Annotated in this window: 28 protein-coding genes; 11 read left to right on the top strand and 17 right to left on the bottom strand. The window is 62.3% G+C overall.

Going from position 1 to position 24,328, the window contains the following annotated elements; all coding sequences use genetic code 11:
- Positions 1–123 precede the first annotated feature (123 nt).
- A complete protein-coding gene (gene cysK / locus J3D60_RS29305; protein WP_108574007.1) occupies positions 124–1,098 on the bottom strand; it encodes a cysteine synthase A in 975 nt (324 codons plus the stop codon).
- A 129-nt stretch (positions 1,099–1,227) separates the two neighbouring features.
- Here cysK and J3D60_RS29300 point away from each other — a divergent pair, with 129 nt between their 5' ends.
- The 3 genes from J3D60_RS29300 to J3D60_RS29290 all read left to right on the top strand — a co-directional run bounded on the left by J3D60_RS29300 (position 1,228) and on the right by J3D60_RS29290 (position 4,428).
- On the top strand, positions 1,228–2,304 hold the full coding sequence (locus J3D60_RS29300; RefSeq protein WP_253493671.1) for a DUF748 domain-containing protein: 1,077 nt from the start codon (positions 1,228–1,230) through the stop codon (positions 2,302–2,304).
- A 100-nt stretch (positions 2,305–2,404) separates the two neighbouring features.
- A complete protein-coding gene (locus J3D60_RS29295) occupies positions 2,405–3,250 on the top strand; it encodes a MoxR family ATPase (protein WP_065938937.1) in 846 nt (281 codons plus the stop codon).
- Positions 3,250–4,428 carry a VWA domain-containing protein gene (locus J3D60_RS29290; protein WP_024074064.1) on the top strand — a complete coding sequence of 393 codons (1,179 nt, stop codon included), beginning with the start codon at positions 3,250–3,252 and terminating at the stop codon, positions 4,426–4,428. The genes J3D60_RS29295 and J3D60_RS29290 overlap by 1 nt, the downstream gene beginning before the upstream one ends.
- Before the next feature lie 42 nt (positions 4,429–4,470).
- Here the strand turns inward: J3D60_RS29290 and J3D60_RS29285 are convergent, their stop codons facing one another.
- The 4 genes from J3D60_RS29285 to J3D60_RS29270 all read right to left on the bottom strand — a co-directional run bounded on the left by J3D60_RS29285 (position 4,471) and on the right by J3D60_RS29270 (position 7,459).
- Entirely contained in the window at positions 4,471–5,013 is a 543-nt protein-coding gene (locus J3D60_RS29285; RefSeq protein WP_065938936.1) for a hypothetical protein, read from the bottom strand.
- Between the two features lie 96 nt (positions 5,014–5,109).
- The gene (locus J3D60_RS29280) at positions 5,110–6,021 is read right to left on the bottom strand and encodes a biotin-dependent carboxyltransferase family protein (RefSeq protein WP_065938935.1); all 912 of its coding nucleotides are present in this window, start codon (positions 6,019–6,021) and stop codon (positions 5,110–5,112) included.
- Positions 6,018–6,722, bottom strand: a complete 705-nt coding sequence (pxpB, locus tag J3D60_RS29275) for a 5-oxoprolinase subunit PxpB (protein ID WP_253493669.1) — start codon at positions 6,720–6,722, stop codon at positions 6,018–6,020. Before pxpB ends, J3D60_RS29280 begins: the two co-directional genes overlap by 4 nt.
- Positions 6,719–7,459 carry a 5-oxoprolinase subunit PxpA gene (locus J3D60_RS29270; protein WP_065938933.1) on the bottom strand — a complete coding sequence of 247 codons (741 nt, stop codon included), beginning with the start codon at positions 7,457–7,459 and terminating at the stop codon, positions 6,719–6,721. Before J3D60_RS29270 ends, pxpB begins: the two co-directional genes overlap by 4 nt.
- 175 nt (positions 7,460–7,634) lie before the next feature.
- Between J3D60_RS29270 and J3D60_RS29265 the strand changes: the two genes are divergently transcribed.
- On the top strand, positions 7,635–8,549 hold the full coding sequence (locus tag J3D60_RS29265) for a LysR family transcriptional regulator (protein ID WP_092487986.1): 915 nt from the start codon (positions 7,635–7,637) through the stop codon (positions 8,547–8,549).
- A 59-nt stretch (positions 8,550–8,608) separates the two neighbouring features.
- On the opposite strand, the gene J3D60_RS29260 is transcribed toward J3D60_RS29265, so the two are convergent.
- From J3D60_RS29260 to J3D60_RS29250, 3 genes are read right to left on the bottom strand one after another with little or no spacing between them, the layout of a single operon-like run.
- Complete coding sequence (locus tag J3D60_RS29260) at positions 8,609–9,151, bottom strand: DUF2937 family protein (protein ID WP_027604263.1); 543 nt, start codon at positions 9,149–9,151, stop codon at positions 8,609–8,611.
- 11 nt (positions 9,152–9,162) lie between these two features.
- Positions 9,163–9,939, bottom strand: a complete 777-nt coding sequence (locus J3D60_RS29255) for a class II glutamine amidotransferase (protein WP_065928175.1) — start codon at positions 9,937–9,939, stop codon at positions 9,163–9,165.
- Positions 9,940–9,969: 30 nt separating this feature from the next.
- Positions 9,970–10,503 carry an MFS transporter gene (locus tag J3D60_RS29250; RefSeq protein ID WP_141157030.1) on the bottom strand — a complete coding sequence of 178 codons (534 nt, stop codon included), beginning with the start codon at positions 10,501–10,503 and terminating at the stop codon, positions 9,970–9,972.
- 24 nt (positions 10,504–10,527) lie between these two features.
- On the opposite strand from J3D60_RS29250, the gene J3D60_RS29245 reads away from it, so the two are divergent.
- Both J3D60_RS29245 and J3D60_RS29240 read left to right on the top strand, forming a co-directional pair.
- Positions 10,528–12,570, top strand: a complete 2,043-nt coding sequence (locus tag J3D60_RS29245; RefSeq protein ID WP_253493664.1) for a S9 family peptidase — start codon at positions 10,528–10,530, stop codon at positions 12,568–12,570.
- A 69-nt stretch (positions 12,571–12,639) separates the two neighbouring features.
- The gene (locus J3D60_RS29240) at positions 12,640–13,113 is read left to right on the top strand and encodes a cyclic nucleotide-binding domain-containing protein (protein WP_027604267.1); all 474 of its coding nucleotides are present in this window, start codon (positions 12,640–12,642) and stop codon (positions 13,111–13,113) included.
- Here the strand turns inward: J3D60_RS29240 and J3D60_RS29235 are convergent.
- A complete protein-coding gene (locus J3D60_RS29235; protein WP_027604268.1) occupies positions 13,110–13,388 on the bottom strand; it encodes a hypothetical protein in 279 nt (92 codons plus the stop codon). The genes J3D60_RS29240 and J3D60_RS29235 overlap by 4 nt on opposite strands.
- 78 nt (positions 13,389–13,466) lie before the next feature.
- Here J3D60_RS29235 and J3D60_RS29230 point away from each other — a divergent pair, with 78 nt between their 5' ends.
- Positions 13,467–14,153, top strand: a complete 687-nt coding sequence (locus tag J3D60_RS29230) for a spermidine synthase (RefSeq protein ID WP_253493662.1) — start codon at positions 13,467–13,469, stop codon at positions 14,151–14,153.
- A gap of 39 nt (positions 14,154–14,192) precedes the next feature.
- Here J3D60_RS29230 and J3D60_RS29225 read toward each other — a convergent pair whose 3' ends face one another.
- Positions 14,193–15,113, bottom strand: a complete 921-nt coding sequence (locus J3D60_RS29225) for a ParB/Srx family N-terminal domain-containing protein (protein ID WP_253493660.1) — start codon at positions 15,111–15,113, stop codon at positions 14,193–14,195.
- Positions 15,114–15,219: 106 nt separating this feature from the next.
- Here J3D60_RS29225 and J3D60_RS29220 point away from each other — a divergent pair, with 106 nt between their 5' ends.
- The 3 genes from J3D60_RS29220 (at position 15,220) to J3D60_RS29210 (ending at position 16,648) form a co-directional block, all read left to right on the top strand.
- The gene (locus J3D60_RS29220) at positions 15,220–15,594 is read left to right on the top strand and encodes a YajD family HNH nuclease (RefSeq protein ID WP_003210675.1); all 375 of its coding nucleotides are present in this window, start codon (positions 15,220–15,222) and stop codon (positions 15,592–15,594) included.
- 168 nt (positions 15,595–15,762) lie between these two features.
- A complete protein-coding gene (locus tag J3D60_RS29215; protein WP_065938927.1) occupies positions 15,763–16,230 on the top strand; it encodes an RNA methyltransferase in 468 nt (155 codons plus the stop codon).
- A 67-nt stretch (positions 16,231–16,297) separates the two neighbouring features.
- Positions 16,298–16,648, top strand: a complete 351-nt coding sequence (locus tag J3D60_RS29210) for a DUF2892 domain-containing protein (protein ID WP_253493658.1) — start codon at positions 16,298–16,300, stop codon at positions 16,646–16,648.
- A 187-nt stretch (positions 16,649–16,835) separates the two neighbouring features.
- On the opposite strand, the gene J3D60_RS29205 is transcribed toward J3D60_RS29210, so the two are convergent.
- On the bottom strand, positions 16,836–18,056 hold the full coding sequence (locus tag J3D60_RS29205; protein WP_065938926.1) for a hypothetical protein: 1,221 nt from the start codon (positions 18,054–18,056) through the stop codon (positions 16,836–16,838).
- A gap of 13 nt (positions 18,057–18,069) precedes the next feature.
- The gene (locus J3D60_RS29200; RefSeq protein WP_003172524.1) at positions 18,070–18,519 is read right to left on the bottom strand and encodes a YcgN family cysteine cluster protein; all 450 of its coding nucleotides are present in this window, start codon (positions 18,517–18,519) and stop codon (positions 18,070–18,072) included.
- Positions 18,520–18,672: 153 nt separating this feature from the next.
- Here J3D60_RS29200 and J3D60_RS29195 point away from each other — a divergent pair, with 153 nt between their 5' ends.
- Positions 18,673–19,257, top strand: a complete 585-nt coding sequence (locus J3D60_RS29195) for a nitroreductase family protein (protein ID WP_065938925.1) — start codon at positions 18,673–18,675, stop codon at positions 19,255–19,257.
- Positions 19,258–19,385: 128 nt separating this feature from the next.
- Here J3D60_RS29195 and J3D60_RS29190 read toward each other — a convergent pair whose 3' ends face one another.
- The 5 genes from J3D60_RS29190 to J3D60_RS29170 form a co-directional block, all read right to left on the bottom strand.
- Positions 19,386–20,318 carry a D-2-hydroxyacid dehydrogenase gene (locus J3D60_RS29190; protein ID WP_027604275.1) on the bottom strand — a complete coding sequence of 311 codons (933 nt, stop codon included), beginning with the start codon at positions 20,316–20,318 and terminating at the stop codon, positions 19,386–19,388.
- Positions 20,319–20,425: 107 nt separating this feature from the next.
- A complete protein-coding gene (locus J3D60_RS29185; RefSeq protein WP_027604276.1) occupies positions 20,426–20,719 on the bottom strand; it encodes a YcgL domain-containing protein in 294 nt (97 codons plus the stop codon).
- Positions 20,716–21,849, bottom strand: a complete 1,134-nt coding sequence (rnd, locus tag J3D60_RS29180) for a ribonuclease D (RefSeq protein WP_253493656.1) — start codon at positions 21,847–21,849, stop codon at positions 20,716–20,718. Before rnd ends, J3D60_RS29185 begins: the two co-directional genes overlap by 4 nt.
- A 122-nt stretch (positions 21,850–21,971) precedes the next feature.
- Positions 21,972–22,571 (bottom strand): class I SAM-dependent methyltransferase, encoded by a 600-nt coding sequence (locus J3D60_RS29175; protein ID WP_115485901.1) that lies wholly within the window; start codon positions 22,569–22,571, stop codon positions 21,972–21,974.
- Between the two features lie 101 nt (positions 22,572–22,672).
- Complete coding sequence (locus tag J3D60_RS29170) at positions 22,673–24,043, bottom strand: glutamine synthetase family protein (protein WP_253493654.1); 1,371 nt, start codon at positions 24,041–24,043, stop codon at positions 22,673–22,675.
- Between the last annotated feature and the right edge of the window lie 285 nt (positions 24,044–24,328).

Here is a 24,328-nt window from a genome sequence, read left to right as displayed (position 1 = left end):
CAACTCCTGGAAATAAGCGCCTGGCCAACAGCCTCCCGGCGACGGGAGGCCAGACGTGACAGCCGGCCATGATAAACAGTTGGGCCATTATGCAGAAGGCCCAGGCTGACCGGCTGACATAAATCAAGCCTGGTTTTCCTGCTCGGTAAACAAATCGCTGAACAGCATGCTCGACAGGTAGCGTTCACCGGAGTCCGGCAGGATCACCACAATGGTCTTGCCCTGCATTTCCGGCTTCTCGGCCAGGCGCACGGCCACGGCCATGGCGGCACCGCAGGAAATACCGCACAGGATGCCCTCTTCCTGCATCAGGCGCAGGGCCATGGCCTTGGATTCGTCGTCGGTCACCAGTTCCACGCGGTCGACCATCGACAGGTCGAGGTTTTTCGGCACGAACCCGGCGCCAATCCCCTGGATCTTGTGGGGGCTGGGCTTGATCTCGGCACCGGCCAGGGCCTGGGTGATCACCGGCGACACCATCGGCTCGACAGCCACCGACAGGATCGGCTTGCCCGCCGTGTTCTTAATGTAGCGCGACACGCCGGTGATGGTGCCACCGGTGCCCACGCCCGCCACCAGCACGTCCACGGCGCCATCGGTGTCGTTCCAGATTTCCGGGCCGGTGGTTTTTTCGTGGATGGCCGGGTTGGCCGGGTTTTCGAACTGGGCCGGCATAAAGTAGGTGGCCGGGTCACTGGCAACGATTTCGCCGGCCTTGTCGATGGCGCCCTTCATGCCCTTGGCCGGCTCGGTCAGGACCAATTCGGCGCCGAGGGCCTTGAGCACCTTGCGGCGTTCGATACTCATGGACGCCGGCATGGTCAGCAGCAACTTGTAGCCACGGGCGGCGGCGACAAACGCCAGGCCGATACCGGTATTGCCGGAAGTCGGTTCCACGATGGTCATGCCCGGCTTGAGTTTGCCGGTGCCTTCGGCGTCCCAGATCATGTTTGCGCCAATGCGGCACTTCACCGAATAGCCTGGGTTACGCCCTTCGATCTTGGCCAGGATGGTCACGCCACGCGGTGCGATACGGTTGATCTGAACCAGGGGCGTGTTACCGATGGAGTGCGCGTTGTCTGCAAAAATGCGGCTCATGGCGGGTCCTATTAGGCGGTTTTCAGAAAGGCTCCAAGGGTATGCCTCGTGCTGCAAAGCGTCCAGTCGAAGGAACGTTGCGCCTGCCGCTGGGGTCCACCGCACCAGTATGGACAGAGGACTCTCCCCATGAAACGTCGCTACAGCTGGCCACTATGGACCATTGCCGGATTGCTGGTGGTCCTGGTCGCCGTGAGCATCGCGCTCCCCTACCTGGTGCGTAACTACCTGAATGACAAGCTCGCCGACATGGGCGATTACCGCGGCCAGGTGACCGACGTGGACCTCGCGCTGTGGCGGGGTGCGTACCGGATCAACGGCCTGGAGATCGTCAAGGTCGACGGCAAGGTGCCCGTCCCGTTCGTCAAGGCGCCGCTGATCGACCTGGCGGTGAGCTGGCACTCTCTCTGGTACGACCACGCGGTGGTGGCCAAAGTGCTGTTTATCAAGCCCGAGGTTAACTTCGTCGACGGCGGCGCCAACAAGCAAGCCTCCCAGACCGGTAAGGGTACCGACTGGCGCGAGCAGTTGAGTAAGCTGGCCCCCATCACCCTCGACGAAGTGCGCATTGAAGACGGCAAGATCGCCTTCCACAACTTCAGTTCCAAACCCGTGGTGAAGATCGACGCGACCGACGTCAACGCCAGCTTCTACAACCTGACCAATGTGGTCGACGTCAAAGGCCGGCGCGACGCGCGCTTCGACGGCAAGGCCCTGCTGCAAGGCCAGGCCCCGCTGGAAGCCACCGCCACCTTCGACCCGCTGAGCAATTTCGAGAATTTCGAGTTTCGCTTTCGCGCCAGGGACTTGCAGCTCAAGCGCATGAACGACTTCGCCGCGGCCTATGGCAAGTTCGACTTCAAGGCCGGCACCGGGGACGTAGTGATCGAAGCCCAGGCGGAAAAAGGCCAGTTGACCGGGTACATCAAGCCGCTGCTGCGCGACGTGGAAGTCTTCGACTGGCAGCAGGACGTGGAGAACAAGGGCAAGAACATCTTTCGTTCGATCTGGGAGGCCGTGGTGGGCGCCAGCGAGACCGTATTGAAGAACCAGGCAAAGAACCAGTTCGCCACCCGCGTGGAGCTAAGTGGCAGCGTGCATCAGCAAAATGTCAGCGCGTTCTCCGCATTTTTGGCGATTTTGCGTAATGGTTTTATCCAGGCGTTCAATGCGCGCTATGAACAGCCCAAGCCTTCGGCGGATTGAGCCGTGACCGGTCATTCAGAGACTGAATAACCCGTCTGCGTTCACAGTCGCCGGGGCCGCGCGGTATAGTCCGGGCATTGATGAATTCGAGGAATGACCGATGAAGTTCGAAGGCACCCAGGCCTACGTTGCCACCGATGACCTGAAACTGGCCGTCAACGCTGCCATCACCCTGGAGCGCCCACTGCTGGTCAAGGGTGAGCCCGGCACCGGCAAGACCATGCTCGCCGAACAACTGGCCGAGTCCTTCGGCGCCAAGCTGATTACCTGGCACATCAAGTCCACCACCAAGGCCCACCAGGGCCTGTACGAGTACGACGCGGTCAGCCGCCTGCGCGACTCGCAACTGGGAGTGGACAAGGTGCACGACGTGCGCAACTACCTCAAGAAGGGCAAGCTCTGGGAAGCATTCGAGTCCGAGGAGCGGGTGATCCTGCTGATCGATGAAATCGACAAGGCCGACATCGAGTTCCCCAACGACCTGCTGCAGGAACTCGACAAGATGGAGTTCTACGTCTACGAAATCGACGAGACCATCAAGGCCCGGAAGCGCCCGATCATCATCATTACCTCCAACAACGAAAAAGAGCTGCCGGACGCGTTCCTGCGCCGCTGCTTCTTCCACTACATCGCCTTCCCCGACCGCACCACCCTGCAAAAAATCGTCGACGTGCACTACCCGGACATCAAGAAGGAGCTGGTCAGCGAGGCGCTGGACGTGTTTTTCGACGTGCGCAAAGTCCCCGGTCTGAAGAAAAAACCGTCCACCTCCGAGCTGGTCGACTGGCTCAAGCTGCTGATGGCCGACAATATCGGCGAAGCGGTGCTGCGCGAGCGCGACCCCACCAAGGCCATCCCGCCCCTGGCCGGTGCCTTGGTCAAGAACGAGCAAGACGTGCAGTTGCTCGAACGCCTGGCATTCATGAGCCGTCGCGGTAATCGATAATGTTGCTCAACCTGTTCAATGAAATGCGCGCAGCCAAGGTCCCGGTGTCGGTGCGCGAGCTGCTCGACCTGATCAACGCGCTGAAACAGCGCGTGACCTTTGCCGACATGGACGAGTTCTACTACTTGGCCCGGGCGATCCTGGTCAAGGACGAACGGCATTTCGACAAGTTCGACCGCGCCTTCAGCGCCTACTTCAATGGCCTGGAAAAGCTCGACGACCACCTGCAGGCGCTGATCCCCGAAGACTGGCTGCGCAAGGAGTTCGAACGCTCGCTGAGCGACGAAGAGCGCGCACAGATCCAGTCCCTCGGCGGCCTCGACAAGCTGATCGAGGCATTCAAGAAACGCCTGGAAGAACAGAAGGAACGCCACGCCGGCGGCAATAAATGGATCGGCACCGGCGGTACCAGCCCGTTCGGCTCCGGCGGCTACAACCCCGAAGGCATTCGCGTCGGCGACGCCGGCAAGCGCCAGGGCAAGGCCGTGAAGGTCTGGGACCAGCGCGAGTACAAGAACCTCGACGACCAGGTGGAACTGGGCACCCGCAACATCAAGATCGCCCTGCGCCGCCTGCGCAAGTTCGCCCGCCAGGGTGCGGCCGAAGAGCTGGACATCGACGGCACCATCGATCACACCGCCCGCGATGCGGGGCTGTTGAATATCCAGATGCGCCCGGAACGACGTAACACCATCAAGCTGCTGTTGCTGTTCGATATCGGCGGTTCGATGGACGCCCACGTGAAAATCTGCGAAGAGCTGTTCTCGGCGTGCAAGACCGAGTTCAAGCACCTGGAGTACTTCTACTTCCACAACTTCGTGTACGAGTCGGTGTGGAAGAACAACCAGCGCCGCACCTCCGAGCGCACCTCCACCCAGGACCTGCTGCACAAGTACGGTGCCGATTACAAAGTGATCTTTATCGGCGACGCATCGATGGCGCCGTATGAAATCACCCAGGCCGGCGGCAGCGTCGAGCATTGGAATGAGGAACCGGGGTATGTGTGGATGCAGCGCTTCATGGCCAAGTACAAGAAGCTGATCTGGATTAACCCGTATCCCAAGGATACCTGGGGCTATACCGCGTCGACGGGGATTGTGCGGGAGTTGGTGGAGGATCAGATGTACCCGCTGACGTTGCGCGGGTTGGAAGAAGGCATGCGCTTCCTGTCCAAGTGATGGCAGGCCTGTAGCCGAAGACATCGGCTTCAGGTCCCTCACTCAGCAGTGCTCGCGGTCGATCCAGGCAAACTTGAGGAAGAGCGCGGCGAACCGCTTGACCAGTTCCGAATCCTGACGGTCGACCTTCCCATCATTGTTGACGTCCTGGTGGATCGAGACAGAGGCGCCACGACCATTACCGTCGCTGTACACCGCCGCCGAGTAAACAATGGTTTCATCTCGGGGCACCCCCTCCCCTTGATGAAAGTGCAAGCGCACCGTGTCGGGAATCCCGTTGTTATCAAAATCCCCGGCAAATACCTTCAGGTACTTGTCGAAGGGTTCGTCGAGGCTGAACCATTCGAACGCCAGAAACAGCTGGGCAAACTCGATGGCCATCTCTCGGTCCACGGTGTCGACAATGCCGTCCTGATTGAGATCGTCCGCAATGATCCAGTCGAACTGGCCGTCGTCGGTGATATCGAAGGCGGTGGCTCGATGGACAAGCGCGGGGGTCCTGGAATCGTCATAGAATTCCAGGTACACCACATCGGGAACATCGTTATCGAGTACATCTTGGGCAAAAATCTTCAAATAGCGCATGGAAAAGCCTGAATAGTGGATGAACCCATTCAGGTTTTCATGACTGCGCTAAAGCCGCGAAGACGACAAACACTGGCACTCCCGTAGGAGCTTTCTTTACAGGGAAAACCGGCGCAGATACTCCACATGCTGCCGATGCGCCATATCCTGCACCACCGGCACCAACCTCAGCTTTTCTCCCGGCAAACACTGCGCCAGCCGCGCCAGCGCCAACGGCGTCAAGGCGCCCAGGCGCGGATAGCCACCGATGGTCTGGCGATCATTGAGCAACACGATCGGCTGCCCATCCGGCGGCACCTGGATGCCACCCAACGGAATCCCTTCGGAAATCAGTGACGGTCCCTGGTACTGCAACGGCGTGCCCAGCAAGCGCATGCCCATGCGGTCGGCGCGACTGTCCAGGGTCCACTCGGTGTTAAAGGCATCGAAAAGGCTCTGGCCGCTGAACAGGCCAATTTGGGCGCCGACGATCACCTCCAGCGGCGCCTTGGCCGGCAGCGCCTGTTCGCTCAGCACTTTCATCCCACCGCCGGTACCGGAGTAGCCCAGTCGCCCGCCTTCGGCCAAGGCCTTGCCGAAACCGTCCGGCCCGCCCAGCGCCTCACGTACCACCGTGGCGCAACTGCCCAGCACATCCGGCGCATCAAACCCGCCGGGGGCCGCCAGGTAAGCCCGCGCGCCGCTGAAGGGCTGGGTAAAGCGCAGGCGCTGGCCCTTTTGCAGGATAAAACTACGCCCGGGACTGATCGCACGTTCATCGATATACGCCCCCAGATCCGCCCCGGCCAGCGCCAACAGGCAATAATCCTCGGCCTGCACGGTAAAGCCACCGAGGGTGATTTCCACCACCGGCGCGTCCAGCGCATTGCCCAGCAGCCAGTTGGCCCAGGACATCGACACCCAATCCAGCGCGCCGCCCTGGGTCACGCCCAGGTGGCGCACGCCAAAACGACCGGCGTCCTGCAGCAGGCACAGCGGCGTGCTGGCCTCGATGATCAAGCGGCTCATGCCTGCGCCTCCAACGGCGTGTCATCGCCACCCAGGTTTATAAATTCAGCGTGGCTGACCGATTCAAAGCGCACCGTGTCACCGGGCTGCATCAGGCTGTAGCCAGCGCGCTCGCGGTCAAACAGCTTGGCCGGCGTGCGGCCAATGAGGTTCCAGCCACCAGGGGACACCACCGGATAGGCGGCGGTCTGTCGCTCGGCGATACCGACACTGCCGGCCGCCACGCGCTGGCGCGGGGTGCTCAGGCGCGGGGTGGCGAGGATTTCATCCACCAGCCCCATAAAGGCAAAACCGGGGGCGAAGCCGAGGGCGAACACCTGGTATTCGTGGGCGCTGTGGCGGCGGATCACATCGTCGACAGCCAGGCCACTGCGCTGGGCCAGCAATGTCAGTTCAGGGCCGACACTCAGGTCGTACCACACCGGCAGCACATGGCACTGGCCGCTGCCCTGGGCCTGGGGTTGCAGGTCGGTCAGCGCCTGGTCGATCAATTCCCGCGCCTGGGCCGGGCTCAACGCCGTGAGGTCGTAATGCACCATCAAGGTGGTGTAGGACGGCACCAGATCCACCAGGGCCGCGCCAAAACCGCTGCGCAAGCGCTGGGTGGCGGCGAGCATCCACGGCATATTGGCTTCGGCGATCACCTCGAACAGACGCACCATCAGGCAGTCGATCGCCACCACTTCAATCCGCGGCTTCATGCTGGCTTCAATGCCTCGCGGATACGCTTTACGGCGGCGACCGAACTGGCATTGTCGCCATGCACGCACAGGGTATTGGCGCGCAACAACAACGAGCTGCCATCGCTGGCGGTCAGGGGTTCGCCACGGGAAAGGGTCAAGGACTGCTGGACGATGACCTCTGGATCATGGTGCACGGCACCCGGCAACTGGCGCGAAACCAGATGGCCGTTGGCGTCGTAGGCACGGTCGGCGAAAGCCTCGAACCACAGGATCACCCCGTACTCATCCCCCAATGCCTGGGCCGCGCTGTTGTCGCGGGTCGCCAGCAGCATCAGCGGCAGGTCGCCATACGCGGCCACGGCCTCGATCACCGCACGCAGCTGCGCCGGGTTGGCCATCATGTCGTTGTACATCGCGCCATGGGGCTTGACGTAACTGACACGCCCGCCCTGGGCACGGCAGATGCCGTCGAGGGCGCCGATCTGGTAATGCAGCAGGTCCTGGATTTCCTGGGGGGTGTAGGTCATGGAGCGGCGGCCGAAGCCTTGCAGGTCCTGGTACGCCGGGTGTGCGCCCACCTGTACACCGTGCTTGAGGGCCATGCTGACGGTCTTGCGCATGATGCTCGGATCGCCGGCATGAAAGCCGCAGGCCACGTTGGCGCAATCGATGAACGGCATGACCTCGGCGTCCAGACCCATGGTCCAGTTGCCAAAGCTCTCGCCGATGTCGCAATTCAATAGCAGACGGCTCACGCTGGTTGCTCCTGTAGGCTTTGTTTTTTTGTAGTGTGGGATTTTTTACGCAGAACTCGCAACTTGTCCTGACACCCCAACGGCGCTTATCGTGGAATAGCCTGATTTTTGGCGTTTGCCCGGTGCGGCGTCCAACTAATAAAAACCGATCCATGCATAAGAAAAAGTTGATCCCATGAATTTGAAGTTCCTCGAAACCTTCGTCTGGGTGGCCAAGCTCAAGAGCTTCCGCCTGACCGCGGAGAAGCTGTTCACCACCCAGGCCTCGATTTCCAGCCGCATCGCCGTGCTGGAAAGCGAGCTGGGGGTAAAGCTGTTCCTGCGTGACTCCCGGGGCGTGAGCCTGACCCCGGAAGGCTTGAAGGTGCTCGATTATGCCGAGCAGATGATGGTGACCATGCAGGGCCTGAAACAGTCCCTGGAAACCACCAGCAGCAAGGTCGGGCGCATTCGCATCGGTGCGATGGACACGGTGATCCACACTTGGCTCAGCCCGTTGGTGGCGGAACTGATGGACCATTTCCCATTGGTGGAAATCGAGTTGGTCGCCGATACCGCGCTTAACCTCAGCGATCAGCTGCAAAAAGGCTTTCTCGACCTGATCCTGCAAACCGACCTGCTGCGCCTGGAAACCGTGCGCAGCCTGGAGTTGGCCAGCCACCCCATGGCCTGGATCGTCGCCAGCCAGTCGATCTACAACCGCGACTACGCCTCCCTCGCCGAACTGGCCCAGGAGCGCATCATCACCTACTCGAAAAACTCCCACCCGCACCAGGACGTCATCAGCCTGATGCAGGCCAACGGCGTGGCCGCGCCACGGATGAACTGCGTGAACTCGGTGTCGGCGATTACCCGGTTGTTGCGCGATGGCTTCGGGATTGGTGCACTGCCGCCGGTGTTGGTCAGGGAAGAACTGGCGCGTGGCGAATTGGTGATGTTGCCGATGGCGCAAAAACTGCCGAACCTGCAAGTGGTGGTGTCGTGGCGCGTGGGGGTGGAATTGGTGGAGGAGATTGTCGGGCTGTGCCAGAAGGTCGTTACCCGCTATGCCGAGGAAGTCGGCGAAGAGCGGATGGTGCTGAGCAACTGAATAAACCGGATACAAATGTGGGAGGGGCAAGCCCCTCCCACATTAGACCGAGGTGTGGGTTAGAGACCTTTCAGGTCCCGTTCTTCGATTGGCCGGCTTTGGCGCAAGCGCTTGCCACCCAGCACCACCCAGTCGATCAGGCGGAACAGGCACTCCAGGCCAAACGACAGCAGCATCGCCCCGCCCAGGCCCCAGCCCATGGCTTCGGGGGTCAGCAGGATCTGGTAGCTGTAGCCGTTCCAGGTCTCCAGGCGGATATCCGGGTCGGCGGCCACCGCCACTTGCAGGGCACGGATGTACCACGGGCCTTGCATGGCCTGGAATTGCTTGTCCAATGCCACCTGGCGGTCAAGCATGGCGCCCAGGCTGTTGGCGTCGCTCTGGAACACCGGATCGTCGCTGGCGCGGTAATGCGCCACCAAGGCCTTCAAGTCACCGTTGAAGAACTGCCGCGCGGTGGTTTCAAACCCGCTCAGGCCGGTCTGGGCCTCGATCAGGTGGGCTTCGACGCGCTTGGCGTAGTCGTTGATAAACCCCGGCACTTGCACGCCGACCAACAGGCCAATGGCAAACAGCACCAACCGCAGATAACTGAGCAACATGGTCGATATCCTTACTCGGTAACGCCCTGGCTGACGCATTCACCGCGTCGCCACAGGCTCCATTGGCCCGGTTCGTAGCGGGTCCAGTTTTCGTTGTCGGTCAACGGCTCGGTGGCGATCACCGTCACCACATCGTTGGGGGTGGTTTCGGCCTGAAAATCGACGATCACGTCGACATCCTTGAGGCGCGCCGGACCAAACGGCGCACGCCGGGTGATCTGCGCCAGTTTGGTCGAGCAATAGCAAAACAGCCAGTCACCGTCGCTGAGCAGGCAGTTGAACACGCCTTTGCTGCGGTATTCGGCACAGGCGGCGATCAGGTCCGGCAGCATCTGTTCGATGTCCACCGGCTCGGGGAAGGCCTCGCGCACGCGGTTGAGCAGGTCGCAGAAGGCCGCTTCGCTGTCGGTATCGCCGACTGGCCGATAGAAGGTGGCGCGGGGGTGGAAGTCCGCCAACTGGCCGTTGTGGGCGAAACACCAGTTGCGGCCCCACAGTTCGCGCACGAACGGGTGGGTGTTGGCCAGGCTCACCTTGCCGACGTTGGCCTGGCGGATATGACCGATCACCACTTCACTCTTGATGGGGTAACGCTGCACCAGCAGGGCGACTTCCGACTCGCTGCTGGCGGCCGGGTCCTGGAACAGGCGCAGGCCACGACCTTCGTAGAAGGCGATGCCCCAACCGTCGCGGTGGGGGCCGGTACGCCCACCGCGCTGCATCAGCCCGGTAAAGCTGAACACGATATCGGTGGGGACGTTGGCACTCATGCCCAATAATTCACACATGCCAGGGCTCTCGCTGCAGGGCAGACAACGTTAAAGGCGCGGTTCGACCCGCATACCGCTCACAGGTGCAGGACGACGGAACGGCTCATCATCTTCATCCACAGGCTCGGCGGCCAAGGCAGCGTCGGTGGCGGCCTTGCGCTCACGGCGGGCGTTGGCGGCGCGCTCGATGGGCCAGCGGATCAGCACAAACACGAGGTACACACCAAAGGCGATCATGGTGTACATGAACAAATCGGAAATCGCCCGCCAGGCGTTATTGCCGACCTTGAGCACCAGGTCCAGGGCCGTGATGGCCACGGCCGGCGCGAACTGAGTCTTGACCGGGTCGACGATGGTCGGGCTCAACAGCAGCACGGCCATCAGCAATTGCAGCGGTTCGCGCAGCCAGCGCCAGATCCAGCGGGTCATGCGCCACCACACCAACAGGCAGCCCAAGGCAGCGAAGGCGTAAAGGCCCCAAGCGGTCAGATAGTCGTTCTCGGTCATGGTGTCCATGGCAAGGTAGGCAAACAGGCGGCTATGATAACGGCTTTTGCGTGTCGCGGCTGCAATGCCTGCCACCTTCCGCCAGACAGAGAGTGCTCCATGCCTTCATCGACCGCCCCGATTGCCCGTAAAGCCCCAGGCCAGGACCCGTACGCCTGGCTGCAAGAGCGCGACAGCGTTGAGGTCCTTGATTACCTGAAGGCCGAAAATGCCTTCCAGGAAGCCCGGCTCGCCGACCAGCAGGCCCTGCGCGAAACCCTGTTCGAGGAGATCAAGGGCCGCATCCTCGAAACCGACCTGTCCCTGCCCTCCCCCTGGGGCCCGTACCTGTATTACACGCGCACCACCGCCGGTGACGAATACGCCCGCCACTACCGCTGCCGCCGCCCGGCCGACGACAGCAACCAGGTGGACGACAGCAGCGAAGAGCTGTTGCTGGACCCGAACGTGCTGGCCAACGGCGGCTTCTTTTCCCTCGGCGCATTCAGCATCAGCCCCGACCACCAGCGCCTGGCCTACAGCCTCGATACCAGTGGCGAAGAGATCTACACCCTGTTCGTGAAGGAATTGGCCACGGGCAAAGTCAGCGAACTGGAGTTCCAGGATTGCGACGGCAGCATGACCTGGGCCAATGACAGCCTGACCCTGTTCTTCGGCGAGCTGGACGACACCCACCGCCCGCACAAGCTGTATCGCTACCGTCTGGATGGCACGGCGGCGCAGGAAGTGTTCCATGAGCCCGACGGCCGCTTCTTCCTGCATTGCTACCGTTCCAGCTCCGAGCGCCAATTGCTGCTCTCGCTCGGCAGCAAGACCACCAGCGAGGTCTGGGCGCTGGATGCCGACCAGCCGCACCTGGACTTCACCTGCCTGGCGCCACGGGTCGAGGACCATGAATACGATGTCGACCACGGCCAACTGAATGGCGCGTGGACCTGGTTTATCCGCAGCAACCGTGATGGCATCAACTACGCCCTGTTTGTGGCGACCGACATTGGCGACGTGCCGACCGAGGATGAGTGGCAGAACCTGATCCCCCACAGCGATGACGTGATGCTCGACGGCGTCAGCCTGAACACCGGCGCCATGACCCTGAGCCTGCGCATCGGCGGCCTGCCGGTGATCGAAGTGCATCCCCAGGGCTTGTCGCCCTATCGCGTGGAGCTGCCCGACGCCGCCTACAGCCTCTACGTGCAAAACAGCCTGGAATTCGTCAGCGACAAGATCCGCCTGCGCTATGAAGCCCTGAACCGCCCGGCCCAGGTGCGCCAGCTGGAACTGGCCAGCGGCGCCCAGCAGGTGCTCAAGGAAACCCCGGTGCTCGGCGTGTTCAATGCCGATGACTACGTCAGCCAGCGCCTGTGGGCCACCTCCGCCGATGGCACCCAGGTGCCGATCAGCCTGGTGGTCAAGCGCGACCAGCTCGGCAAGCCGACACCGTTGTACCTGTATGGCTATGGCGCCTATGGCTCAAGCCTCGACCCGTGGTTCTCCCATGCACGCCTGAGCCTGCTGGACCGTGGCGTGGCCTTCGCCATTGCGCATGTGCGCGGCGGTGGCGAACTGGGTGAAGCCTGGTATCGCAATGGCAAGCAGGAACACAAGCAGAACACCTTCAGCGACTTTATCGCGTGTGCCGAACACCTGATCGCCGAGGGCCTGACCACCTCCAGGCAACTGGTCATCAGCGGCGGCAGTGCCGGCGGCCTGTTGATCGGCGCGGTGCTCAACCAGCGTCCGGAGTTGTTCCAGGCGGCGATTGCCGAAGTGCCGTTTGTCGACGTGCTCAACACCATGCTCGACCCGGAATTGCCGCTGACCATCACCGAGTACGACGAGTGGGGCAACCCCGAAGAGCCTGCGGTGTATGAACGCATCAAGGCCTACGCGCCGTACGAAAACGTCAGCGCCCAGGCCTACCCGGCCACCCTGGTGATCGCCGGCTACAACGACAGCCGCGTGCAGTACTGGGAGGCGGCCAAGTGGGTGGCCAAGTTGCGCGCGACCAAGACGGACGACAACCTGCTGTTGCTCAAGACCGAACTGGGTGCCGGCCATGGCGGGATGAGCGGTCGCTACCAGGGATTACGTGACGTAGCACTCGAATATGCATTTGTGTTCAAGGCGCTGGGGCTGGTTTAAGGAACTTAGCGGGGCGGTCGTGTCTGAACATTCAGACCGCCTCCTGATTGATGGACCAAGATTGCAGCCATGGCACTCCCGACTTTAATGAATACCGAAATCCGCGACATGCTCATGGACTGCGGCCTGTTCGACCCGTTGTTGCCGGAAGACTTCTACGTCGCCGCCGGCTACTTCAACATCAGCAGCATTGCCGAGGGCGAGGTGATTTTCCTCGAGGGCGATGCCGGCACCTTCATGTGCATCATCCACAGCGGCCAGGTGGCGGTGCAGAAAACCAACCACACCGGCCAGCGCCTGACCATTGCCACCCTGCGCAGCGGCCGGGCCTTTGGGGAGATGGCCGTGCTTGACGGCGAGCGGCGCTCCGCCAGTTGCGTGGCCGCCAGCGACTGTGTGTTGTTGAACCTGGGCAAGGACGCCCTGGAAAAGATGCTCAATGAAACGCCGCGTGTGGCGGCGAAGATCATCCGCGCAATCGCCATCGCGTTGTCCAAGCGCCTGCGCATGGCCGATGGGCAATTACTCTCCCAACAGTTTTAACCGCCGGGGGTCTTCGGCTTGCTGTCGTTCTGCTGCAGGCCAGGCACCGTCTGGTCCTTCGGCGGCGTCGGCAACACGATGGGCACCAACGGCGGTGAGCCGTTCGTCTTCGGCACGGCCGGCGGGGTGATCTGCGGATACAGCGTCGGCGTTGGCGTGCCCGGTGCGCCGGGGCTAGGTGCCGGCGCCACCGGTACGGTTTGCAACTCCTGAGCCTGCGCCGCACCCAATGCGAGCGCGCTCAACACAATGACCGTTAGAATGCTGCACTTCATCGATGGCTCCATGGCCTGACCGGAATGTCGTAAGGCTACTCCCAACCGCGCAAGAATGCCCTTCCCAATGAGATTTCCATGAAACGTTTCGTTCTGCTGGACACCACCCCGATCCCCGACAACGGCGGTGCCTTGTGCCTGTTCGAATACGGTGAAGACTTTGTCATCAAGATCCAGGGCGGTGACGGCGGCCAGTTGATGAACACGCGCATGCACGGCTCCGAAGACGCGCTGGCGGAAATCCCTTGCCGCAAGGTCGCGGGGCGCCCGGGCTCACGGGTACTGATCGGTGGGTTGGGCATGGGCTTCACCCTGGCCTCGGCGCTCAAGCACCTGGGCAAGACCGCCGAAGTGGTGGTGGCGGAACTGGTGCCCGGTGTCGTGGAGTGGAACCGGGGGCCCCTGGGGGAAAAGTCCGGCCGCCCACTGCTGGACCCGCGCACGGTGATCCGCATGGAAGACGTGGCCAAGGTGCTGCAGGCCGAGCCCCAGGGCTTTGACGCGATCATGCTCGACGTCGACAACGGCCCCGAAGGCCTGACGCAGAAGGCCAACAGCTGGCTCTATTCCGCCGGTGGCCTGGCTGCCTGCGCCAAGGCCCTGCGGCCCAAGGGCGTGCTGGCCGTGTGGTCCGCCAGCGCCGACAAAATGTTCAGCGACAAACTGCGCAAGGCCGGTTTCAAGGCCGAGGAAGTGCAGGTGTTTGCCCATGGCAACAAGGGCACCCGGCATACCATCTGGATAGCGGAGAAGCTCAAGGGCTGAGCACGCTTCCCAAGCCCCCCTCCCACATGTTGATCCCTGTCAGTTGTGGGATTTGCGGTAGTCGATCACGTACGGCACTTTTTTGTCGAAGGTCTTCTCCAGCTCATCGCGGTCCAGCCGGGTCATGCCGCCCAGTTGATGGGCGGTGAAACCGCTGTCACCCACCTGTGAGCCCGGCGCCAGGCTGACCATGCGCTTGGCGACCGCTTCGATAGCGTCCTTAAAGCCGCCTTTCTTGTTCAGGTTGTACTGGCCCAGATCAATCTGCGTGCGCAGCCAGTTACCCCAATAGAACTCCAGAAACTCCGGGGCGATCTGCCCGTCATTCGGCTTGCCATAGGCGGCCTTGCGGGTGAAATACACCAGGCTGCGGAAGGTGTCGTCCTGCAGGTTCTTGAAGCCCAGGTGCGCCGGTAGTTGTTCCGGCGGCAGGGCCTGGCCCTGGTTGTCCTTGAGCCAGACCTTGCGGGCCGCTTCCATGCGCTGCCAGAAGCTCGCCATGTTCGGGCTGTTGCTGAAGTCATCGGTGACCTTGACCCACATCTTCAAGCGCGGGCCGCCGCCGGGCACTTCCCACAAGGTGGTGAAACTGTGGTGACCGTCGGTCAGGTACAGTTGGCCGGCGGGGCCGACCACCACGGTTTTCATGTCCTCGGGGTGGGTGCCCACCGGGTCCTTGCAGGTGAAGCTGTCGGGCTGGTGCAGGTCAGCCTTGCTGGGTACTTTGTCGGCCTCGCCCTGGCCGTTGGTTTCGCAGTATTCATCGAAGACCTTGGCGGGTTTGTCGGCGAACAGGCCCAGGCTGTAGTAGATCTGGTCGAAGCCCACCACCGCCTGGGTCGGATGCAATTGTTCAAGGGCAACTTCGATCACTTGCCCGGGCTTGGGCGTCGAGAACGCCTGGGCCTGGAGGGTAACGACACACAGTAGCAGTGCAACAGTCCATGAAAGCAGACGCATGTTTTTCAGATCCTTATGAGTAAAGTAAATCGATCCCAGCGGTCATTTGCGACGCAAGCGGCTAGAATCAACGCTATCCGTGACCACCAAACAGCCAGGAGCCATGATGAGCTCGACCAACCCGCCCTCCCACACCGCCAAGCTGGACCGCATCCTTGCCGATGCCCAGCGCGACCGGGAAATGGGCTACCGCGACAAAGCCCTGAAGATGTACCCCCACGTGTGCGGCCGCTGCGCCCGTGAGTTCGCCGGCAAGCGCTTGAGCGAACTTACCGTACACCACCGTAACCACAATCATGATGACAATCCCCAGGATGGCTCGAACTGGGAGTTGCTGTGCCTGTACTGCCACGACAACGAACATTCGCGCTACACCGACCAGCAGTACTTCGGCGAAGGCTCCACCAGCAGCCCGACGATCGCCAAGGCCACGCATAACCCGTTTGCGGCGTTGGCGGGGTTGATGAAGAAAGACGACTGAAGAGTGTCGTTGCCTGTCCTGGCCTCATCGGGAGCAAGCCCCCTCCCACATTTTGAGTTGTGAACACTTTCAAATGTGGGAGGGGGCTTGCTCCCGATAGCGTTACCCCAAGCAATACACCAGCTTCAGGCCGTATAATCGCCGCTTTTCTCCAAGGCACCCTTCCCCGTGGGCAATAAACGCTACAGCTGCATCGGTCTGTATAACCCCAAATCCCCCGAAAACGTTGGCTCGGTCATGCGTGCCGCCGGCTGCTACGGCGTGGCCTCGGTGTTCTACACCGGCGTGCGCTACGAGCGCGCCCGGGACTTCATCACCGACACCAAGAAGGTCCACCACGATATTCCGCTGATCGGCATCGATGACCTGAAGAAGATCCTGCCCCTGGGCTGCATCCCGGTCGCCGTGGAGCTGGTGGACGGTGCCCGCCCGCTGCCCGAATACACGCACCCCGACCGCGCGCTGTATATCTTCGGCCCTGAAGACGGGTCCCTGGATAAAGACATCCGCGACTGGTGCGAAGACGTCGTGTACATCCCCACCACCGGCTGCATGAACCTGGCCGCCACCGTCAACGTGGTGCTCTATGACCGCATGGCCAAGGGCAACAACACCCGTTCGGGCCCCAAGTACTGATCTTTTGGGAACATCCGGCGCCTGCGCGCAGTCAGCTGCATACACTTGACCTTGTTGGAGACAGATCATGAGCGACAGCACAACCTTGCGACCTATCATCGAACACACCCCCTTCCAGAATCAGCCCACCCAGAACGTGCACGGCTGGGAACGTATCGGCTCAGTGGCCGGTGGCGTGATGATGGTGGGCAAAGGCCTGCGCCGTGGCGGGATTTTCGGCCTGATTCAGGTGGCGATCGGCGGCGTGGCCCTGGCGCGCGGCTTTACCGGGCACAGTGCGCTGAAAGACAAGCTGGAACAGGGCCGCCAGGAAATGAACAGCGTGCGCACGAAGATCGAACGTGCCGGTGCAGAGCTGAAAAACCTGAAGACCAGGGCGGAAGTGGAGGCTGAGAAGGCCGTTAAAACCACTGGTTAGATTCAAATGTGGGAGGGGTAAGTCCTAATGCCATCATGTAGGAGCGAGCTTGCTCGCGAAAAACTCACAGGCGCCGCGTTCATTCAGGAAGCACGCGTTATCGTTGACGTTTTTCGCGAGCAAGCTCGCTCCTACATGGCATTAGAGCTTGCCCCCTCCCACCTTTTGTTTTGTGTATGGCGAGGGCTCAGCGCAGCAGCTTGCTGTCCAGTACCACCGACGATTCCCCAATGATGCTCTCGGCCAACTGCACAAACTCCGCGGTGGTGATGCTGTTGGCGCGCATCACCGCCTGCGCGAGGTCATCCAGGGAGCGCTTGTTGTGAGTCTTTACGCGGATCTCGCGATCCAGCTCCTGCAACACCACCACCGCCCGTGACACCGTCGCACCGCTGACGTGGTCGCCGCGCAGGCTGGTCACGTCCTTGCCATCCCTGGCCAAGCGCGCCTGTATCGCCTGGTACCGCTCATCGGTCACCCCGCCGGCACGGCGCACCAGTTCAATGGCGTAGTACTCCGCCAGCCCCTCGCTGATCCAGTCGCTGGTGTCGTGGTCGTTGAAGCGGCCAATCGCCTGCACCACTTCACGGATCAACGGGCTGCTGCCGTTCTCGCTGACCAGCGGCGTGCGGCTGTTGAGGTAGATCGAGTCGCGCGCCGAGACCGCACCACGGCGCATCGGATCGCTGGCGCCCACCACCAGCAGCTTGGCCGGATGACGTGGGAACGCCGCTTCGACCTGCGGCCAGACAAAGGTCAGCAGTGTCAGCACATCCATCCGCCGCATGGCTTGCCCCTTGGGCGAGGCGATGGTCACTTCGGTCTCGCCCAGGCGCACGCGGCGGCTGCCCAGGGTGCCGGCGAGCATCCAGCCGGTGGGCCGGTCAAACAGGCGCGAGACGTTGTCGATGCGGAACTTGTTCTTGCCGATGCGCGGCCAGGCGGTTTCGATGCTTTTCCAGCCGGCCGGCAGTTCGAACACCAGGCGCGAGACCAGTTCGACGCCGTCCTGCTGGTCGAGGCGTGCGGGCGGCACCAGGTCTTCGCCGCGAAACAGCGCCCAGCTCGGGGTCATCCGCGCTTCGTAAATACCCGGTTTGCGCGCGTGGCTCAGGCGCACCCGATAGGTCAGGCTGGCCTTGTTGGCGCTGGGTTGCCAGAGGCCGCGGTGGTCATTGACGCTCCACTGGCCATCGGCCTTGAAGTCGCTGTAGTCGCCAGTGCGGCCCAGGTCGAAGTTCAGGCTGCGCACCGCCGAGCCCTGAGACAGGCTCACCCGCACCTCGGCCTGATCGCTCTGGGGCAGCAGCTTGACGTGATAATCCAGGTCGACTTTCTTCGCGCACCACGCAGGCATGCTCAACGCCAGCAACACCAGGCTTGCCGCCAGCTTGGTTCCCGCCCTCATACACACTCCTTGCTCAGCCCGCGCGGAAGATCAGGTAATCCTCCCAGTCGTCCTCGGGCACGCTGCCTTCGCTGAGCATGCGCCCGGACTGGGAAATGCGTTCGTGGTGCACGGCATCGCGGTCGCCGCACACCAGGTGGTGCCACAACGGCAGGTCCTTGCGCTCGCTGACCAGGCGGTAGCCGCAGGTGGGCGGCAGCCATTTGAACTGGTCGGCCTGGCCTGGGGTGAGCTGGATGCAGTCGGGTACCGAGGCACGGCGGTTGGGGTAGTCGGTGCACTGGCAGGTTTTCAGGTCCAGCAGCTTGCAGGCGATGCGCGTGTAATAGACGCTGTTGTCGTCTTCATCCTCAAGCTTTTGCAGGCAGCACAGGCCACAACCGTCGCACAACGACTCCCACTCCTCCTGGTCGAGGTGTTCAAGGGTTTTGCGTATCCAGAAAGGTTCGACTTTGGCGGCCATGGCTCTACATCGGTATCGGTAGGTGAAAAGGCCGCCAGTCTAGTGCCCAAGGCCCCTGGGGCCAAGCGCTTACGACTGTCGGTATGACAAGACTTGTCAGTCTAGCGGGGGCGCAGTAGCTTTGAGCGCCGAATTGACGATCAGGAGCTGCCCATGACACGCGTTGCCGATTACCCGATCCATACCCAGTTCACCGAACGCTGGTCGCCCCGTGCCTTTACCGGCGAAAGCATCCCGCAGGAAACCCTGCTGAGCTTCTTCGAAGCCGCACGCTGGGCACCGTCGGCCTACAACTCGCAGCCTTGGCGTTTTCTCTACGCACGCCGTGATACGCCGGACTGGGAGCGCTTCCTGGGCCTGCTGAATGAATTCAACCGTGGTTGGGCACAGCATGCGTCGGCCTTGGTGATCATTGCCTCGAAAACCGACTTCATCGCCCCCGGTGCCACGGAAGAAACCCCGGCACTCTGGCACACCTTCGACACCGGCTCGGCCTGGGGCCACCTGGCGCTGCAAGCCAGCCTCAGCGGCTGGCACACCCACGGCATGGCCGGCTTCGATCAGGAGCTGACGCGCAAGGAGCTGAAGATTCCGGAGGGGTATGCGCTGCATGCCGCCGTTGCAGTGGGCAAGCTGGGCGACAAATCGACCTTGCCGGAGTACCTGCAGGGCCGTGAAGCGCCAAGCCCGCGCAAGCCGCTGAGCGAGCTGGTGTCAGAAGGTGATTTCAGCCTCTGAAACTGACGCAATCTCAAAATGTGGGAGGGGGGCTTGCCCCCGATAGCGGTGGTTCAGTCAATAGATACAGTGACTGACACTCTGCTATCGGGAGCAAGCCCCCTCCCACATTTTCTCCCCGCGCGGCCTCAGTAACCGCGCTCGAAATCCACTTCCCCGCGCAAGGCTTGCTTGGCCTTGTACGCGCGCAGGTTTTCCAGGAACAACTCCACCATCATCGGCGGCGAGGTCGGCGCGGAGCTGTGCCCGGTCAACAGCAGGCCCCAGGCGGTCCAGAACGGGTGGCGCTGCGGCAACGGTTCCTGACGGCACACGTCAATCACCGCGCCGGCCAGGTGCCCTTCTTTCAGGGCTTCGACCAGATCGGCATCCACCACCGCCACACCGCGCCCGACGTTGATGAACAAACCGGTCGGCTTGAATTGCTTGAACAGCGCGGCGTCGTACAGGTCATGGGTGTTCGGTGTATTGGGCAGCAGGTTGATCACGTAGTCCACCTCCCCCACCAACCGACCCAGTTGGTCGAGCCCGGCCACTTCGATAAACGGCGCTTGTTCCCGCGCAGTGCTGGCGATGCCGTACAACTTGACGCCGAACGGCACGAGAAACTCGGCGACACGCTGGCCGATGTCGCCGGTACCCACGATCAACGCCTTGCGCCCCGCCAGGCTCTGGCCGGTGCGGCTGTCCCACTTGCGCTCGACCTGGCTGACCAGTCGCGCCAGTACTTCGCGCTCGTGGCCCAGCATGTAGGTGAGGACAAATTCGGCCATGACCTGGCCAAAAATACCGACGGCGCGGGTCAGGCGATAGTCGCGGGGCAGGCCTTCGGCCAGCAGCGGCGTAATACCGGCCCAGGTCGATTGCAGCCACTGCGGCTGGTGGCCCTGGCGCAACAGTGTCGCCAACAGGTCCGGCTGGCCCAGCCATACCGGGCAATCGGCGGCCAGGCGCGACAGTTCGGCCGAGTCGCCGCTGGTGAGCACCTCCAGGTCCGGCGCCGCGTCATTGAGCAATTGGGCGTAGAGCGGGTGATCCTGTTCAGCAATCAGAACACGCATGGTTCAAACCTTTCAAAAACAGTGCAGACGGCCGCCCGCTTCCCTACGGCCACCGCCCACTAATACGATTCCATTGAAACCTGTGCCCCGGGCGGGGCACTGCCCGATCACATCGGGTCGTTGCGACGCAGCAGCTCTTCGGGCAGGTGCTCGATGTACTCGTCCTCGGCCGGAGGCATTTGCAGGTGATAGCCCTGCTTGTCGAGATTTTCCAGCACCACGATGATGTCTTCGCGGGACAACTTGCGCTCCGGCGTCAGCACCATGTCGAAGGCGTGGTGCGGTTTGCCGAACGCCGCCATCAAGGGCTCCGGCACGCGCTCCAGGGCGTCGCTTTTGAGCACGTAGAGGTACATGCCGTCTTTTTTCAGGCTGCGATAGATGGAGCAAATACGTTTCAAGGCTGTTCTCCGGCAGTGGCCAGGCTGTCGAGCAGCGCCTGGCCCATCAACTCGCGGCGCCAGCCACGCAGCGAGTCTGGCAATTGGTAAGGCCCATCGGGGTAGCCACTTTTAACCAGGGCTTCGAGGGTTTTCTTGCGCAGCATCAGTTCCGGCGCCATGTCCAGGCGCTCGGCGAATGTCTGGCCGAGGGCGCGCAGTTGCTTGATCAGCGTGGCGGCGTCCACCGGCAGCGGTTCGGCCACGGCCGGCGGCCATTGGTCCATGGGCACGCTGCCGGCACGCTTGATCAGGTCCAGCAGGAACTGGCCATCCTGGCGCACGGTACGCGGGTGCATGTCTTCGATCTTGCCCAGGGCGGCGAGGTTGTCCGGCTGGGATTTGGCCAGGGGCCACAGCGAGTGTTCGCGAATGATGCGGTTGCGCGGCAGGTCACGGGCGCGGGCTTGCTGCTCGCGCCAGGCGCAGAGTTCACGCAATACAGCGAGTTGGTCACGGGACAGTTTCCACGCCAGCTTGGCGTCGCGGTACACCTCGTACGGGTCGACTTCGCGGCGCAGGTTGGCAACCAGTTCGGCGCCGTCTTCCAGGACCCAGGCGTATTTATCATCCGACAAGCGCGGGCGCAGGCGAATGTAGACCTCGGCCAGGTGCACGGCGTCTTCGGCGGCGTAGCTCACCTGAGTCTCGGACAATGGCCGCTGCAGCCAGTCCGAGCGGGTCTCGCCCTTGGGCAACTCGATATCGAGCACGGCTTGCACCAGGCGCGAGTAGCCCATGGAGAAGCCGAGGTTCAGGTAGGCGGCGGCCAATTGGGTATCGAACAACGGCACCGGCAGGCTGCCGGTCAGGCGCAGCAACACCTCAAGGTCTTCGCTGCAGGCGTGCACCACCTTGATCACCGCCGGGTTCTCCAGCAACGCGGCCAGGGGTTGCCAGTTGTCGATGGTCAGGGGATCGATCAGGTAAGCGCGTACGCCATCACCGATCTGGATCAGCCCGGCAATGGGATAAAAGGTGTCGACCCGCATGAATTCGGTGTCGAGGGCGACGAATGGCAACTGCTGCCATTCGGCGCAATGCTGGCCGAGGCTATCGTTGTCGCAGATCCAGTGAATATCGATGGCCACACGGCTCTCCCTTGAAGAATGGCGCGCAGTATATATCGCGAACGGGGCTAGCGAGCATCCGCAGTGCACAGGCAACCATGAAAACTCAGACAGGAGATGAAGAATAGTCCGACAAGTGGGAGTTATCCTTTCTTACGAAGAACGTAGACCCGCCACAGGCTGGAGCCCGGCATGAATTCCTGCTGACTCAAGACCTTGAACCCGGCCTGGCGAAATTCCTCTTCCACGGCGGTACGCGAGGGTACCGACACAATCACCGTGTCGCGGCTGACCCGGTGAAACTCGCGCAGCAACGCCATGCGCCCTTCGCTGCTGGGCACATGACGAAACAACTCCAGGCAGAAAATGCAATCCACCGCGTTCGCCGACAAACCGATGGAAAACGCCGAGCCCTGGAAGGTCTTGACGCGCTTGAGCAATGACGCCGGATGGTGGCTACGGGCATGGTCGAGCATGTCCTGGGAATTGTCCGAGGCCAGGATCACGCGGTTGACGTGCTCGGCCAACACCGGCCAGAAGCGCCCCGAGCCGCAGGCCAGGTCCAGGATCAGCCCCGGCTCGCCAGCGACCTTGAGCGCCTGGCGCACCAACCACTCGTCGCGCCATGACGCCAGGCGCTGGCGCAGACCGGGCGGGCGCGTGTCACCGCAGACCCTGGCGTGCTCAAGGCCACAGCGTTCGGCGTATTCGATCTCGATGGAAGAAGGAGGTTGTGGCGACATCGCAGGCTCATGTGACTGAAACGGTAGTGAACGACCTTGATTCGCAGCTTAACCCTTGCAACGTGAAAAAAAGGTCGAAACCCTCACCGCCGTAAAAACCATCACGCCTGATGCAGATACCAACGCCAGTCCTGCTCGCCCACCTCGCCCATGAACTGGCGGTATTCAGCATGTTTCACCGCCAGGTACACGCCCAGGAACTCGCTGCCGAACGCCTCCCGCGCCCAGCTTGAAGCCTCCAGTGCGCGCAGGGTGGTGAGCCAATCGGTGGGCAGCAACGCCTTGGCCTGGGCGTAGCCGTTGCCTTCCACCGGGGCTCCGGGGTCGAGTTGTTCGCGAAGGCCACGGTGGATGCCCGCCAGGATCGCGGCCGCCGCCAGGTAAGGGTTGGCATCGGCGCCGCAAATGCGGTGTTCGATATGCCGGGAATGGGCCGGGCCACCCGGCACCCGCAGGCTGACGGTGCGGTTGTCCACGCCCCAGGTGGCGGCCAGCGGCGCATAGCTGTTGGTTTGGAAACGGCGATAGGAGTTGGCGTTGGGGCAGAACATCAGCAGCGAATCGAGCAGGGTGCCGAGCATGCCCCCCACTGCGTGGCGCAGCAGTGGCGTGCCGTCGGCGGCTTCACTGGCGAACAGGTTGTTGCCCTCGGCGTCGGCCAGGCTGACGTGCATATGCATGCCGGTGCCCGCCAGGTCATCGAACGGCTTGGCCATGAAGCACGCCGCCATGCCGTGCTTGTGCGCCACGCCCTTGACCAGGCGCTTGTAGCGCACCGCTTCGTCCATGGCTTGCAGGGCGTCGGCGCGGTGTTCCAGGGTGATTTCCACCTGGCCCGGGGCGTATTCGGAGATCGCCGTGCGCGCCGGAATGCCTTGCAGTTTGCAGGCGCTGTAAAGGTCGGCGAGGAACGGTTCGATCTGCTCCAGCTCACGCAGGCCGTAGACCTGGGTCGCGCGTGGGCGCCCGCCGTCCACGTCCCGTGCGGGTTGCGGGCGGCCATTGCTGTCGGGCTTCTGGTCGAGCAGGTAGAACTCCAGTTCCGCCGCCATCACCGGGTAATAACCGTCGGCGTTCAGGCCCTCGATCACCTTGGCCAGCAAATGCCGGGGGTCGGCCACGGTGGCAGGCAGGCCTTCGGTGGGGTGCATGCTGACCTGAACCGCGGCAGTGGGGATCAGCCGCCATGGCATGCGCTGCAAACTGCCGCTGATCGGGTAGGCGCGGCAGTCGATATCGCCCACCTCCCACACCAGCCCGGAATTCTCCACATCGTCGCCATTGATGGTCAGGCCGAGGATGGTGCTGGGCAACGGACGGCCGCTTTCATACACCGCCAGCAATTCATCGCGGTGCAGCAACTTGCCGCGCGGCACGCCGTTGTTGTCGAGGATAAACAGCTCGAACATCTCGATGTCCGGATGCTGTTCAAGGAAGGCGTGGGCTTCGTGCAGGCTGGCAAAAACACTCATGGGGGTTCTCTTACGTTTGTTTCAGGCAGGCGCGCACAAGGGTGCGTCATCCGTGGGGTAAATCAGCGTAGGAGAAGGGAATCTGGCGGGCGCGCGTGGCGGCAGTGGAACAGGGCCCAGAAGGCGAGTTCGGAGGGCAGTGTCGCAGGGTGAGTGTCGGGGGAGCCGCCCATGGGTGGATCACAATGATAGAGATGCGCCCAGCGTCACACGCCCGCATAGGTGTTTAAATTCAGGGTTGATGGAGTTTGGTTGCGACTTGGCTAAACATTCAACGCCCCTTGC

The sequence above is a fragment of the Pseudomonas sp. S3E17 genome (assembly GCF_024168685.1).
GTDB lineage: Bacteria > Pseudomonadota > Gammaproteobacteria > Pseudomonadales > Pseudomonadaceae > Aquipseudomonas > Aquipseudomonas marginalis.
The sequence above is the reverse complement of the archived record's forward strand: the minus strand, read 5'-3'. Positions and strand labels throughout refer to the sequence as shown.

Coding starts and splice junctions, on each gene's coding strand:
- cysK (WP_108574007.1), bottom strand. CDS start 1,098: ATGAGCCGCATTTTTGCAGACAACGCGCACTCCATCGGTAACACGCCC.
- J3D60_RS29300 (WP_253493671.1), top strand. CDS start 1,228: ATGAAACGTCGCTACAGCTGGCCACTATGGACCATTGCCGGATTGCTG.
- J3D60_RS29295 (WP_065938937.1), top strand. CDS start 2,405: ATGAAGTTCGAAGGCACCCAGGCCTACGTTGCCACCGATGACCTGAAA.
- J3D60_RS29290 (WP_024074064.1), top strand. CDS start 3,250: ATGTTGCTCAACCTGTTCAATGAAATGCGCGCAGCCAAGGTCCCGGTG.
- J3D60_RS29285 (WP_065938936.1), bottom strand. CDS start 5,013: ATGCGCTATTTGAAGATTTTTGCCCAAGATGTACTCGATAACGATGTT.
- J3D60_RS29280 (WP_065938935.1), bottom strand. CDS start 6,021: ATGAGCCGCTTGATCATCGAGGCCAGCACGCCGCTGTGCCTGCTGCAG.
- pxpB (WP_253493669.1), bottom strand. CDS start 6,722: ATGAAGCCGCGGATTGAAGTGGTGGCGATCGACTGCCTGATGGTGCGT.
- J3D60_RS29265 (WP_092487986.1), top strand. CDS start 7,635: ATGAATTTGAAGTTCCTCGAAACCTTCGTCTGGGTGGCCAAGCTCAAG.
- J3D60_RS29260 (WP_027604263.1), bottom strand. CDS start 9,151: ATGTTGCTCAGTTATCTGCGGTTGGTGCTGTTTGCCATTGGCCTGTTG.
- J3D60_RS29255 (WP_065928175.1), bottom strand. CDS start 9,939: ATGTGTGAATTATTGGGCATGAGTGCCAACGTCCCCACCGATATCGTG.
- J3D60_RS29245 (WP_253493664.1), top strand. CDS start 10,528: ATGCCTTCATCGACCGCCCCGATTGCCCGTAAAGCCCCAGGCCAGGAC.
- J3D60_RS29240 (WP_027604267.1), top strand. CDS start 12,640: ATGGCACTCCCGACTTTAATGAATACCGAAATCCGCGACATGCTCATG.
- J3D60_RS29235 (WP_027604268.1), bottom strand. CDS start 13,388: ATGAAGTGCAGCATTCTAACGGTCATTGTGTTGAGCGCGCTCGCATTG.
- J3D60_RS29230 (WP_253493662.1), top strand. CDS start 13,467: ATGAAACGTTTCGTTCTGCTGGACACCACCCCGATCCCCGACAACGGC.
- J3D60_RS29225 (WP_253493660.1), bottom strand. CDS start 15,113: ATGCGTCTGCTTTCATGGACTGTTGCACTGCTACTGTGTGTCGTTACC.
- J3D60_RS29220 (WP_003210675.1), top strand. CDS start 15,220: ATGAGCTCGACCAACCCGCCCTCCCACACCGCCAAGCTGGACCGCATC.
- J3D60_RS29210 (WP_253493658.1), top strand. CDS start 16,298: ATGAGCGACAGCACAACCTTGCGACCTATCATCGAACACACCCCCTTC.
- J3D60_RS29205 (WP_065938926.1), bottom strand. CDS start 18,056: ATGAGGGCGGGAACCAAGCTGGCGGCAAGCCTGGTGTTGCTGGCGTTG.
- J3D60_RS29200 (WP_003172524.1), bottom strand. CDS start 18,519: ATGGCCGCCAAAGTCGAACCTTTCTGGATACGCAAAACCCTTGAACAC.
- J3D60_RS29195 (WP_065938925.1), top strand. CDS start 18,673: ATGACACGCGTTGCCGATTACCCGATCCATACCCAGTTCACCGAACGC.
- J3D60_RS29190 (WP_027604275.1), bottom strand. CDS start 20,318: ATGCGTGTTCTGATTGCTGAACAGGATCACCCGCTCTACGCCCAATTG.
- J3D60_RS29175 (WP_115485901.1), bottom strand. CDS start 22,571: ATGTCGCCACAACCTCCTTCTTCCATCGAGATCGAATACGCCGAACGC.
- J3D60_RS29170 (WP_253493654.1), bottom strand. CDS start 24,043: ATGAGTGTTTTTGCCAGCCTGCACGAAGCCCACGCCTTCCTTGAACAG.